This is a genomic window from Peribacillus alkalitolerans, from assembly GCF_010882125.1.
Classification (GTDB): domain Bacteria; phylum Bacillota; class Bacilli; order Bacillales; family DSM-1321; genus Bacillus_BN; species Bacillus_BN alkalitolerans.
Window position 1 is genome coordinate 86,600 of record NZ_JAAGVZ010000005.1, and the last position, 12,829, is coordinate 99,428.

10 protein-coding genes and 1 other RNA gene are annotated in these 12,829 nt (G+C 36.5%); all 11 read right to left on the reverse strand.

Annotated elements, in window-relative coordinates:
* Nucleotides 1-382: 382 nt before the first annotated feature.
* Nucleotides 383-2,308 carry an ATP-dependent DNA helicase gene (locus G3O09_RS07855; RefSeq protein WP_163100949.1) on the reverse strand — a complete coding sequence of 642 codons (1,926 nt, stop codon included), beginning with the start codon at nt 2,306-2,308 and terminating at the stop codon, nt 383-385.
* Nucleotides 2,309-2,620: 312 nt separating this feature from the next.
* A complete protein-coding gene (locus G3O09_RS07860) occupies nt 2,621-2,794 on the reverse strand; it encodes a hypothetical protein (protein ID WP_163100950.1) in 174 nt (57 codons plus the stop codon).
* A gap of 72 nt (nt 2,795-2,866) precedes the next feature.
* Nucleotides 2,867-4,006: a THUMP domain-containing class I SAM-dependent RNA methyltransferase gene (locus G3O09_RS07865; protein ID WP_163100951.1), complete on the reverse strand. Its 1,140-nt coding sequence runs from the start codon at nt 4,004-4,006 to the stop codon at nt 2,867-2,869.
* Nucleotides 4,003-6,096: a sensor domain-containing protein gene (locus tag G3O09_RS07870; protein WP_240338376.1), complete on the reverse strand. Its 2,094-nt coding sequence runs from the start codon at nt 6,094-6,096 to the stop codon at nt 4,003-4,005. Before G3O09_RS07870 ends, G3O09_RS07865 begins: the two co-directional genes overlap by 4 nt.
* 301 nt (nt 6,097-6,397) lie before the next feature.
* Nucleotides 6,398-6,782: RNase P RNA component class B (rnpB, locus tag G3O09_RS07875), an RNA gene on the reverse strand.
* Between the two features lie 69 nt (nt 6,783-6,851).
* Nucleotides 6,852-7,163, reverse strand: a complete 312-nt coding sequence (gpsB, locus tag G3O09_RS07880; RefSeq protein WP_163100952.1) for a cell division regulator GpsB — start codon at nt 7,161-7,163, stop codon at nt 6,852-6,854.
* Between the two features lie 121 nt (nt 7,164-7,284).
* A complete protein-coding gene (locus tag G3O09_RS07885) occupies nt 7,285-7,836 on the reverse strand; it encodes an SLOG family protein (RefSeq protein WP_163101113.1) in 552 nt (183 codons plus the stop codon).
* Between the two features lie 103 nt (nt 7,837-7,939).
* A complete protein-coding gene (locus G3O09_RS22745) occupies nt 7,940-8,467 on the reverse strand; it encodes a CotD family spore coat protein (RefSeq protein ID WP_275898306.1) in 528 nt (175 codons plus the stop codon).
* Nucleotides 8,468-8,972: 505 nt separating this feature from the next.
* A complete protein-coding gene (locus G3O09_RS07895) occupies nt 8,973-9,932 on the reverse strand; it encodes a ribonuclease H-like domain-containing protein (protein WP_338048407.1) in 960 nt (319 codons plus the stop codon).
* Nucleotides 9,907-10,245, reverse strand: coding sequence for a hypothetical protein (locus tag G3O09_RS22465; RefSeq protein WP_240338377.1), 339 nt, complete (start codon nt 10,243-10,245; stop codon nt 9,907-9,909). The genes G3O09_RS07895 and G3O09_RS22465 overlap by 26 nt, the downstream gene beginning before the upstream one ends.
* 20 nt (nt 10,246-10,265) lie before the next feature.
* Nucleotides 10,266-12,572 carry a DEAD/DEAH box helicase gene (locus tag G3O09_RS07900; protein WP_163100953.1) on the reverse strand — a complete coding sequence of 769 codons (2,307 nt, stop codon included), beginning with the start codon at nt 12,570-12,572 and terminating at the stop codon, nt 10,266-10,268.
* Nucleotides 12,573-12,829 lie beyond the last annotated feature (257 nt).

Consider the following 12,829-nt stretch of genomic DNA (forward strand, 5'->3'; position numbering starts at 1 on the left):
TGAATATATAATACTTTCAAGCAATATTTCTAATAACAGAGTTTTGATATAGTTTCTTCACATCGGGCAAGTTCTAAACAAAATAAAGGAAGACTATAGGTTCCATGAACCTATAGTCTTCCTTTATAAATTTGGCTCTTTTTCTCATAGACTGTTGTTTTTAGATTATAAAGTTTGTCCGTTGATTGCAGCTCCAGGCACTTGCTTTCCGCGGGGAGGGATGGGAGCCTCCTCGGCGATAACGCCTGTGGGGTCTCCCACTTCCCTCTTTTTCCCGCTGGAGTCAAGTGCCCTCCGCTACAATCAACTCCGATCGTTAAAGTTAAATTTAACTAATAAAGCAACAAACTTACGAAAACAACCATAATATAATAATTTAATTTTATATTTTAGGTGTTACAGGTAAAACTTCCAACACTCGGTTCAAGACCTCTTCTTTGATGTCCGGTTCAATAAAAATGTGGATACTACCTGAATCTTCGCTTGTTCTTATTAATCTCCCTATACCCTGACGTAATCGCAATATCATATAAGGTAAGTCGACTTCATTAAACGAGTCAGAAGAAGCCTTCCTTTTTGCTTGGAATACAGGATCCTGCGGTGGGTATGGCAATGAATAGATTATGACATTTTTCAAGGATTCACCAGGAACATCCAGTCCTTCCCACAAGTGGTAGGTTAATAATACGGATTGGGGAGTTTCTTGGAATTTCTTCACTAGGGTACTGATTTCCTCATCACCTTCATAGTAGAATGGTACGGTTTGAGGAGTGGAACTTGCCATTTCTTTGAATTTCAATAAATCTTCTTTTGATGAAAAAAGAACAAGTGTACTACCATTATTTTCTTCAATGCTATTCAGAGTATATTGTAATTTTTTATCTAATTCTTCTTTTCCCAATTTAGATGTATGGATAGCCATTACCTCCTCATAGTCGAACGGGGAAGCAACGGAGAAGCTTAAGTATTCTTTAACTCCTAAGCTTTTGGCTATATACTCAAATGATCCATTTTCAGAAAGGGTTGCTGACGAGAAGATATACGGTACCTTCTTAGAAAATACTTGTTCTGAGAGAATATCATTTACAAGGCGAGGCATGATTACAATATTTCTCGTATCTTCTAATTGTTCAAACCAAGAAATTGCCTCTAAATTTGTAATAAATAGTGATAATGAATGTGAGATTTGATCTAAATATTCCTCACTTATTTTCAAATCATATTCATTGATTGTATATAGCTCAGCCTCAAAAACTAAGCTTTCTTGAAGCTGATCCATCATAGAATGAAGTTTAGCTGCAACTTTTCTTGCTTTTTCCATGTCAGTAATTTCATGACGGTCTGAACCTTTGACAGGAACGGATATTTGCGAAAGCAAGGAAAAGAATTCAACATTATAATCAACTAAATCTTCCATTTGATAAAGAGTCTCTTCACGTACATCATTTGCCATCAGATTTTCTAAGATGGTTGAAATTGTGTTTTCTGAAATTTTATAGGTCAAAGCTTTTTGCGCTGCAAATTCAAGAAGATGTCCTTCATCGAATACGACACAACTATAATCAGGTAAAAGTGGCAATTGCCCTTCCCTTTTTCTAGACTCCTTTGTCCATACATGTTCCATAAAGAAATCATGTGAACAAATAATTAGATCCATTGATTTACGGTAAAAATCCCTGGAAAGAGTTTGACCACAACGATGACGCTTATCACAACTTACACAATTTTGTAATTGATCCCAACCAACATGGGACCAGTCTTCATCGTTCAAATATGAATACTGTTTTCTGTCTCCATAGACTTCATAGGATACCATCGAACCTGTATCATGGACAAATGGAGGAAGTTCATCGTAAACTTGGTCGATATTATCGGAAATTCCAATATCAATCGCACGATCTAATTTCTTCAAACATAAATATTGATCTCTTGCTTTAGCCATACGAACGTCAATTTCAAGTCCTAAAGCTTTTTTGATTTTGGCAATATCGCCTTCCTCTTTTACAAGCTGCTCAATCAATGTTTCATCTGCACATGAGATGATAGCAGGCTTATTCATATACCTTGCATAGCAAATTGCATATAAAAGGTACACAAGGGTCTTTCCTGTTCCTACCCCAGCTTCTGCAAAAATGACTTGTTTATCTTTAACAGCTTTCTCCATTTGGAAAGCCATATATACTTGTTCGTCCCTCAGTTCAAAGCCCTTATCAGGAAGAATATCGTAGAATACATCTCCAATCCACTCTGAAAATTTATCATAGAAGGAATCAGTTTTTGAAACGGTAAATGGTAAGGTTTTTAACATATATTATTCTTCCTTTCTAAAACACCAATGGAAAATTTCTAAGAGTAAGATAAGTGGGATCCTACATTGATCGACTGAGACACCACTTCTGTATGTCTTGTTATAAACTAAAAGTCCTTGGTGATTCACCTAAAGACTGAACTGATTTTTATTTCTTCGATACACATGAACTTTTATTTTCTCAAATTTAGGGATGATTTTCAACTATAATCATATGTATCCGTTTAAATTTAACCAAAACAAAAAGTGGCTGGTCATTAAAACCAGACACTTAAGCTGTTTAAATAATTCTATTGAATCTCTCATTCCTTATCACTCAATAAAATCCTTTTGCAGGTAATATGAAAGTGCTTCAGAAAGGTTTTTTTCTGCTTTCACAATTTCTCCCCACTCTATCTCCGAATCTCTACCACTTTCTCTTATTTCATTAAAAGTAGAATGGATTGCCTTAGTAATGAGGTTGAAATCAAGAGAATTCCCATACATTTTCTACAACCCCTTTTTCGCAAAGATACATTTAGTATATTCACATAAGGGGATCTTCATTCATTTTTTTCATTACTCAATTCTAGGAGGGCGTTTACCCCAATATTGGTAATAATCCGTTTTAATAAAGCCGTTGAATAGTTTCCTTTTTTTCGTCGCTTGTCTTCCGTAGAGGTGTTCAAAGTTTTCATCTGAAGTAAGGATGTAAATGGACCATGTATCTAGTTTTGCATATACTTGTCCTAAATCTCTGTACAATTGTTCAACAACGTCTTTTTCACCAATACGCTCTCCATACGGAGGATTGCCAACAATGACTCCATATTCCTTCTTTGTGGTGAAGTCTTTAGCTTGCATTTGTTTAAAATTAATTATATCTGCAAAGCCTGCCTCGAAACTATTTGCTTTAGCCATTTCAACCATCCGATGATCGATATCAAATCCTGATATATCGATGGGTTGATCATATTTAGCGACATCTTCTGCTTCGATTCTAATATCTTCCCAAACTTCTGTAGGAATCCATGGCCATGTTTCAGATATAAATTCTCGATTAAAGCCCGGTGCGATGTTCTGACCAATCATTGCAGCTTCAATAGGAATCGTGCCAGAACCGCAAAATGGATCGACGAAAGGTTTATCAGGATTCCAATTCGTTAATTGAATTAATGCAGCAGCTAATGTCTCTTTTAAAGGTGCTTCTCCTTGTTCAGCTCTATATCCCCGCTTATGCAAACCCGCTCCCGATGTATCTAAAGTAAGAGTGACTACATCCTTTAATATGGCTACTTCAATTTTAAATAAAGGTCCATTTTCTTCAAACCATGATGTACGGCTATAGGCTCTTTTTAAACGTTCAACAATGGCTTTTTTTACAATAGCCTGACAATCAGAAACACTAAATAATTTTGATTTCAGAGACTTCCCTGACACAGGAAATTCCGCATTTTCTGGAAGATAATGCTCCCAAGGAATCGCCTTTGTTTTCTCAAACAACTCATCAAACGTGTAAGCTTTGAATTCCCCAACTTTGATTTTGATTCGATCTGCAGTTCTCAGCCACATATTGGCCTTGGCGATTGCTTTTACATCGCCAGAAAATAAAACTTTCCCATTATCGACCGTACACTCATATCCAAGGTCCCTTACCTCTTTTGCTACGATGGATTCTAACCCCATAGCAGCTGTAGCAATCAGTTCAAACTTTCTCATGCTTCCACCACTCTTATTAGATTAAATTTTTCATAGTCCCATAATTCCATAAAATCCAGCAACCTGGAATATGGAAGGGGCTCTGTTATGTAATACCCTTGTACATAATCACTATTTTCTTGTTGCAAAAATTTGTACTGATGTTTCCCTTCCACCCCTTCAGCAACCACTTCGAGATGAAGGCGTTGGGCCATTGTGATTATCGCCTTTACGATAGATGCATCGTCATTATAAACATGAAGATTTTTGATAAAGCTCTGATCAATCTTTAAACTATCTATTGGAAATCTATGTAAATAACTAAGAGATGAATATCCTGTACCGAAATCATCAACAGATAATTTTACACCTAGAGCCTTCAATTTTACAAGTTTATTAATGGTTTCGGGTGCATTTGGCATTATGATACTTTCAGTAAGTTCCAATTCTAAGCATTGCGGCACAAAATTCGTGTTCTGGATAATAGAGCTGACCCTCTGAACGAAATCCACCTGATTGAAATACAACCCAGAGATATTGACCGCAATTTTCAAATTGGGGAAGCCTGCTAAATGAAGCTTTTTACCATCTTCACATGCTTTTGTTAAAACCCAATCACTAATCGGGATTATTTGACCAGTTTCTTCTGCAATTGGTATGAATTCTGCAGGAGAAATATTGCCTAATTCTCTTTGGTTCCAACGCAACAGTGCTTCAACAGCGACAATAGTTCCTGTCCTGGTTTCGACTTGAGGATGATAGCTTAACGAAAACTCTTTATGGACTAATGCTTTTCGCATAAGATTCTGGATCTTCATCTGCCTAGTTTCATTTTCTTGATGTAAGTCGTTATGATATAAGGAAAAATTATTTTTCCCATTCGCTTTAGCCTGATACATAGCCCTGTCAGCATTCTTTAATAAAGTCTCTAAATCGTCACCATCATAAGGAAATAATGATACACCAATACTTGTCGAAATATATACCTCATGATCATGTAAAAGAAATGGTGAGTTTAGTGCTTTGATAATGTCGTCTGAAACTGCCACTGCTTCTTTAGCATGTTTTATATTCGATAAAACAATGACAAATTCATCTCCACCAAGCCTTGCAATAATATCTTTATTTTTTAAGAGGCTTTTTAAACGTGCAGATACCTTTTTCAACAATAAATCTCCATAGCTGTGACCCAGAGTATCGTTGACTTGCTTAAATCGGTCTAAATCTAAGAAAAGCACGGCTAGTATCTGATTATATTTTTTGGAAGTTATCAACAAACGTTCTAAGCTCTTATTCAATAAATAACGATTGGCGGCACCAGTCAAAGCATCATAATGAGCCAATTTCCTTAATTGCTCTTCTGTGTGCTTTCGGTCACTTAAATCCGAAAAAACCGCAACAAAATGAGAGGTTTTTCCTGAATCCTCATTTATTTTAATAATGGAAATCCACTCTGGAAACACTTCGCCATTTTTCCTTTTATTCCATATTTCTCCTTTCCATATCCCCTTTTCATTAATCTCTCTCCACATTTCCAAATAAAACTGTTCATTATGTAAACCGGATTGAAGTAAACTTGGATTTTTACCTAATACTTCTTCCTCAGAATATCCTGTTACGATTTGGAATGCTGGATTTACAGTTAGTATTCTCCCTTTCGCGTCCGTAATCAGGACCCCTTCACTTGTGTTTTCAAAGATTTTATTAGTCAACTGAAGATTTACTGTTTTTTTCTTTATCTCCGTTATATCCTTCATAAATACTAAATAGTAACCGTTTGATTCTTTCCATTTAGTTCCTTGGACTTTGATTCGGGTCATACAATACGAACCCATTTTTGTGTTCGTATTAAATTCTCCAGTCCCATTAGATAAAATCTTAGCCTTCTGCCAAAAAGATGCGAATTCGGTTTTAGAGATAAATAAAAAAGATAATGTTTTCCCTGTAAGTTCAGACATTGTGAAACCGGTAACCTTTTCTATAGATCGGTTCGTTAAAAAAATTTCACCTATATCGTCAACTAACAATACCGCATCGTCCATCGTTTCAAAAACTAAGTTAGCCAAATTGTCTTTTAGCTCATGATCCATATTCATATTTGTTTTGGCCACTTTTTCTCCTCCATTTTATGTATAGGAAAAATGGTATTTACATTATATATATAATGATAAATTATTAAACTCTGTATTTTACAGTAATTTATGACAGATAATCGAAAACCATATTAGAAAACTTGGCTAGCGCCAAGCCTAGCTGCTTTCGATTGCCTAGTTGCACTTATACTTTAATCCTAAAATTGTCCACGACGTCGCCTTACTTCATTGCTACGAATTTATACTTTCTTAAAGTACTAAAAGCTCTCCTCTGTGAGGAGAGCTTCTACATATTCAATAAAGATTATGGATGATAACGTTCTGTAAGCCATGTTTTGTTCCTTAGTACTGCAATCGACAAAATGTCTCGTACAAAGGTGGTAATCATCTATCTACAGGCTAAAGCCTGTCCTTATCTCCGTTCAATTCCGGAAGAAAAGGTGCCCCTACCATAATTTGGGTTTCTCGCTCGTGGGGTTTACCGCGTTCCACCCTTCCCATTTCTGGGAAGGCTCCGTCACTGTGGCACTTTTATAGGTATTCATGCCATATCACAAGGACTTAGGCATTTTCCCGGCCGTCAACCAGCTTCCTGGTTGCCCTGGCTTATTGTTTCGCCAGGCACGAACACTACGCGCATCGCAGCGCGTGCGAGCATGGACTTTCCTCTACAGAATAATATTCTGCAGCGATTACCCGAACGTCATTCACATAACAAAATTCATTATAGTCTTTTTACAGGCCTTTAGCAATGGAAAATCTATACAAATCGATCACTCGTACAATTTACTTCCAAAAACATGTTTTTCTAGATTGGATAATCGTTTTAGTATATCAAAGTTAGTTGTACCAGGAGCTGCAGATGGTTGTTGGACACTTGATCTTCTTGTAGTTTCTTCAGATAACCTTTTCAATCTCATATTTTCTTGTCTTAAATCTTCAATTTCCTGATGGAAAAGCTCATAGTCTTTAATAATCAAATCAAGGAATTGATCCACATCTTCTTGTTTATACCCCCGCATTGCGGTTTTGAATTCTTTTTCAAGAATATCTTTAGCAGTTAATTTTACTTTATCGGATAGCATTTAGCACACCTCGAACTTTCGCCATTTATCAACTTTAAGTTTTATTTTTTCAAAATCATGGGTTTTTGTCAATTTATCTTTATACGTAAATCATAACTTTTAAATTCCGCTACTTAAGTACCTAGTCATAATGGGTATCAAATGATTCAGCTTGCTGTTGTAAATCATAAAAAGTGATTTGGTAAATTGGGTAATCCTTTTTCTCATTATGTTTTTTTGCATCATCATACGTATAACGGGGAGATCCGGGTCTTTCGTCATCATACACAATCAGCAACGCATCACTTTTATTCAATAAAAAATGATTTTTCATCCGCAACTGCATAGGATTTTCGTATGGTTTTTTTGATATTGAATCGACAAAATTAGCTTTGTTAAGGATTGAATGGTAATATTCTTTATTTTGTTCATTCCATTTTTCTTCTTGATGGAAGTGTGGAGTCAACACTGCTAATTGGAGCTGGGGGTACTGCTTCCTTAAGGCTAAAACTTCCTCAGCTGCCCAAAGTTCAACTCCAAGTTGACCACTGACTAATACCCATTCCAGTCCGTCTTCGATTAAAGCTATTAAAGTATGACGGATCGCTTTTTTTATATAGTGTACACCTTCATGATTGTTTTTAAAAATACCCAATTCAAATGCTTTGTAACCCGTTAAATAAAGAACTTTTATCAAAAATAGAGGCCCCCTAATTGTTCCTGGGACACACATCTTCTCCAAATCATACCATATGTAAATAAAACAAGGGCTAAAAAATCAGCCCCTGTATAATTTATTAACGCCAGAACCCGAACCCTGGCCTTGGTGGACATGGTGGTGGACATGGTGGTGGGCATGGACCCAGTGGTGATACCTGAGGTGGCAAACCAGGACATTTCAAATGTTGACTAAAGCATTGATTCACAACTGATTGTGTCTGCGGGAAATAATGTTGGTGTTGATATATAGTGTTATTAACGGTTGTTGTATGTGTTGGGTGTACGTGAGGAACAATGTTTTTAACGACATTCTGTTGTACCACATTTTGAGTCGGATGGACTACAGTTGGTAAAACTTGAGTTGGAACAGGTCCTATTCCAGCAGGGCTTACTTGACTCGGATAAGGTCCAGGTCCCATCCCAGCAGGACTAACTTGAGTTGGATAAGGTCCCATCCCAGCAGGGCTTACTTGACCAGGCATAGGTCCCATTCCTGCAGGACTTACTTGAGTTGGATATGGCATAGGCATTGCCTTTGGACAATTTCCACCCATCATACCACCTACATTCGTTGGAACTCCTTTTGGCTTATACATATTTTCCATTAGAGTTTCCCCTTTCTTCATAGTTTGATTTGTCTTACATTATCAGACTATGAGTTGGACAACCCAACCGTACTGGATATATGACCCAATTTATAATAAAAAAGTATAGAAACTTTCTTTCATCGTAGAGAATAATACAACAGTTAAACAAAGAACGACAAAAAATAAAAACATAATTGTTTTATACATAATAAAAAGACCCCGCTTTTAGTAAATTCCATGTTTCTTAAATGATTTACCGCTAAGCCAGATTAGAAACTTGGTAAGAACCTACTCCGGAACCTTGCTTTGCAAAAATTTTACTATCTTCCTACATTCGACTCATGAATAAGCAACTAAATGTAGTTCAGTGACAGATAAACTTTCTGATAGTTGGTAAAATTAAAGAAACATCACACAATTCCTCATTTTACATACTCCGGCATACATCGACAATAATTATTTAAGAAAAAAAATGAAATCTACAAAAATAAGCGAAAGGTCCTGTGTTTTTCCCAACATTTAGCTACTTTTTTTTATTTAATCTTCCTAAACGGATTGTTAATTCATTCAAATATTTCATCCGCTTGCTTTCCGGAAAAACCTTAGTATTTCTTACTATGTTTACAGCTTCCATTGTATAATGTTCAGCTTTACCTATATTTTTCTCCTTATGTTCGTACCATTTCGCCAATTCTATTAACGATTGAATCTTTTCTTGGTCAAAGCTAGTTTCAACGATCTCTTTCCAAAGCGATATGGCTTTATCCATTTTACCCATTTTTTTATTGTACATGGACAATGAGAATTTTGCTGATGTCGTTTTTTCATGATCATGTTCAATCATTGTTTCATATGCAATTTTTGCTGCATTACTTTCCCCAACATAAGAGAGCCAATTAGCTATTTCTAAGGCTTCGTCTCGATTACCCTTTTTGTCGTGCTCTAAAATTAATTGAGACAAATGTATATATAAAGTAATAAGGGATAGAACATCCCACTCATTATGCTTCAGAATCCCAAAAAGTCCTTCAGGGTCTTGCCTATCAATGAAATCGAAATAAATTAAAGGGGCCAAATAGCCAGGCAAATCATCTACCCTTTCAATTTGAAGTAATTCTTTCTCAACACTCGCTAACTTGACTTTCTCCAGCTTACCTTTCCAAAACCTTCTAGAAGCATGGTATAAATCAAAATGACCGAATGCCGGTAGTTTAGGTACATGTTCTTTTATTAAAGTATGCTGTGTCTTGACTTGTGGCCAATCAAAAGCTTTTCCGTTGTACGTTACTAAGCTATGATAATCCACACTTTCCAGGAAGCTTGTGTAAAAGGCCACTTCATTCCCTGGCTTAGGAAGTATATGTTGTTTGACTACGACTTCTCCATTCTTAATAAATGCATAGCCTAATAAAAATATTGATGTGCCAGCACCGCCTCCAAGGCCTGTGGTTTCGGTATCAAAAAAAAAACAATTGACTGTGATTTATACCATTAGTGGATAAAGGATGTTGCAGTTTGTTGTCATTCCATTTGGTTACTACCTTTTCCAATTCTTCAAATGAATACAGACCATGTTTGTAGGTAATTGGATATCGTTTTTCCCTTATTAAACAGTACTGATCGTCATTCCAATAAACTGAAGTATGATTTTCCTTCCATTTTGACAGAAAAGGGATTTCAACTGGACTGTTATAAGTAAAATCCATGGCGATGTCAGCTACCTTTGATATAGAAGAATTATCGGCATTAACCGAAAGATGCGCTTTCATTCGATTTAATTTATTCTTTAAAGACAATGAGTCCACGTCCCTTCTATCTAGTATTTTAATTTAGATAGGTCTAATGATTTTCTGTCTTCAGATAATAGGAATGATTGTAACAATCTGATACTATCTTTCTTAGTTGTTGCCGCACTACTATCCGTACCAATACAAGAAGGACAGCCAGATTCACAAGGGCAGTACTTAATCAAATTAAGTGTTTTTTGTAAAATTTCCTCATTGTTTTCGAATACCTTTTCACTTAAGCCGATCCCACCAGGATAACGATCATAGACGAAAATGGAAGGTAATTCGTTATGAGAGGCTTTTACCTGTGGATAAACGTGAATATCATGAGGGTCACACATTACCGACAAAGCTATGATATAGTTCAATGCATTCGAAGTACCTATTAAGCCTTCCTCTAATCTAGAATCTTCCCATTTTGGTATTGACATTAAGGAAAAGATGGTTGAGGATGTATGCAGTTCTTCTTCTGGCAAAGTAATCGGTCCAGAACCAATATTTTCATGAGTTTCAAACTTGATTTTTTTAAAAATTGTAGCCATGGCTCTCACTGAAACATCGCCATAGGAAATAAGCGATTGGTTCACTTCTTTTTCTTTGTCAATTTCCAAGACGGACAAGGAAACAGCTAGGTTGGCATCTGTATAATAGTCCACATTCACTTCGCGGACATATGCTTTTTTTTCATCCCAATCCAAGTATTCTACTTGAAATTGAGTCCCTTGATGTAAATAAATCGCTTCATCATGAAGCAAAGTCATGGCACTAAATCGATCCATTTCTCCAATCACCTTGTTTTTGGGTGCTTCGGTTTGATCAATGATAACGACGTTTTCCTGTGAAGCAGAACGAAGACTCACATTGTGTGCGGGAAATGCATCATTCATCCAATACCATTTATTACCGTTCTGAAGGAGCACTCTTTCTTCAACTAAAAACTCAAGGATGTCTTCAATATCCATCCCACCAAAGTATTCATCTTGCCCAAAAGGAAGTTCATATGCCGCACATTTGATATGATCTACGAGTATAACAAGATTATCAGGATTGATCCGTGCCGATTCTGGATTACTTTTGAAGAAATAGTCAGGGTTTTGGATGATATATTGGTCTAAAGCATTGGAGCTACCGACTAAGACGATTAGAGCTTCACCATGTCTTCTTCCAGCCCGTCCTGCTTGTTGCCAGGCACTAGCTATGGATCCAGGGTAACCTGTCATAATACAAACCTGCAATTGTCCAATATCTACCCCTAATTCAAGAGCATTCGTACTTACAACTCCGTATATGCTTCCTTCACGTAAACCTTTTTCAATCTCCCTCCGTTGTTTAGGTAGGTAGCCGCCTCTATAACCCCTAATTGACTTTGGCCCAAGTTCATTTGCAACCAAACCTTGTAGATAAGTCAAAAGAATTTCAACCCGAACCCGACTTCTAGCAAAAATAATCGTCTGAATCCTATTTCTTAAGAATTCCATAGCCAGAGTCTTTGCTTCCAAAACTGCGCTTCTTCGAATATTCAATGGTTTGTTTACGACTGGAGGGTTATAAAATACAAAGTGTTTTTTTCCTCTTGGAGCACCATTATTATCAATGAGAGTTACTTCAGTTTCAGTAATTTGCTCTGCCAGTTCTTTAGGGTTAGCTATAGTAGCGGATGTACAAATAAAAACTGGATTACTACCATAAAATTTGCAAATACGCTTTAAACGTCGAATCACATTTGCTGTATGGCTACCAAAAACACCCCGGTATATATGCAGTTCATCGATCACCACATATTTCAGATTTTCAAAAAGCGAAACCCATTTAGTATGGTGTGGCAATATTCCTGAGTGAAGCATGTCTGGATTTGTTATGACAATATGGCCTGCTTTGCGAATTTTTTGCCTAATGTTAGAGGGGGTATCCCCATCATATGTATAACTATTAATCTCAGCTTCCATCCCATCTATCATTTCATGCAATTCACTTTTTTGGTCATAACTCAAGGCTTTCGTAGGAAAGATGTAAAGCGCCCTTGAACGTGTATCATTTAATATGCTTTGAAGAACAGGTAGATTGTAGCAAAGAGTCTTTCCTGAAGCCGTGGGTGTAACAGCTACGATACTTTTCCCGACATTGGCCGTATTAAATGCAGAAGCTTGATGCGTATATAACTCATTAATCCCTCTTTTGCTAAGGGCATCCTTTAGTTTGTAGTGCATCCATTCAGGAAAAGGCTCAGTACGTGCAGCTTTCTCTTCCATCGTGTGCCAATGGACAATAGACTCTTTAAAATCAGGGTGTGATTTAAGATTCTCTATCATCTGTGACAAGTCTTTTTTTACTCTCATTTCGTCTCACCTCATTACTCCTATTGTAGCGAATGAACGTTCGGATAAAAAGAGGAATTACTGGAATTTCTGGATAAATGTCATTCATTCTTTGAAAATATTGGCTTCCACTCCAATCAACTAATACCAAAGCAACAATGGGATTAATCATGGCTTTAAAAGAAAAAAGAGACTCTTAATAGAGTCTCACAGATTGTCGACAAATGGTATCGAGGGTACGCTTTCTCGATACCATTTGTCATTTTTGATATATGTAT

What these genes read in the sequence shown, in the direction of transcription:
- G3O09_RS07855 (WP_163100949.1), bottom strand. Translation starts at nt 2,308, where the DNA reads ATGTTAAAAACCTTACCATTTACCGTTTCAAAAACTGATTCCTTCTAT.
- G3O09_RS07860 (WP_163100950.1), bottom strand. Translation starts at nt 2,794, where the DNA reads ATGTATGGGAATTCTCTTGATTTCAACCTCATTACTAAGGCAATCCAT.
- G3O09_RS07865 (WP_163100951.1), bottom strand. Translation starts at nt 4,006, where the DNA reads ATGAGAAAGTTTGAACTGATTGCTACAGCTGCTATGGGGTTAGAATCC.
- gpsB (WP_163100952.1), bottom strand. Translation starts at nt 7,163, where the DNA reads ATGCTATCCGATAAAGTAAAATTAACTGCTAAAGATATTCTTGAAAAA.
- G3O09_RS22745 (WP_275898306.1), bottom strand. Translation starts at nt 8,467, where the DNA reads ATGGAAAATATGTATAAGCCAAAAGGAGTTCCAACGAATGTAGGTGGT.
- G3O09_RS07900 (WP_163100953.1), bottom strand. Translation starts at nt 12,572, where the DNA reads ATGAGAGTAAAAAAAGACTTGTCACAGATGATAGAGAATCTTAAATCA.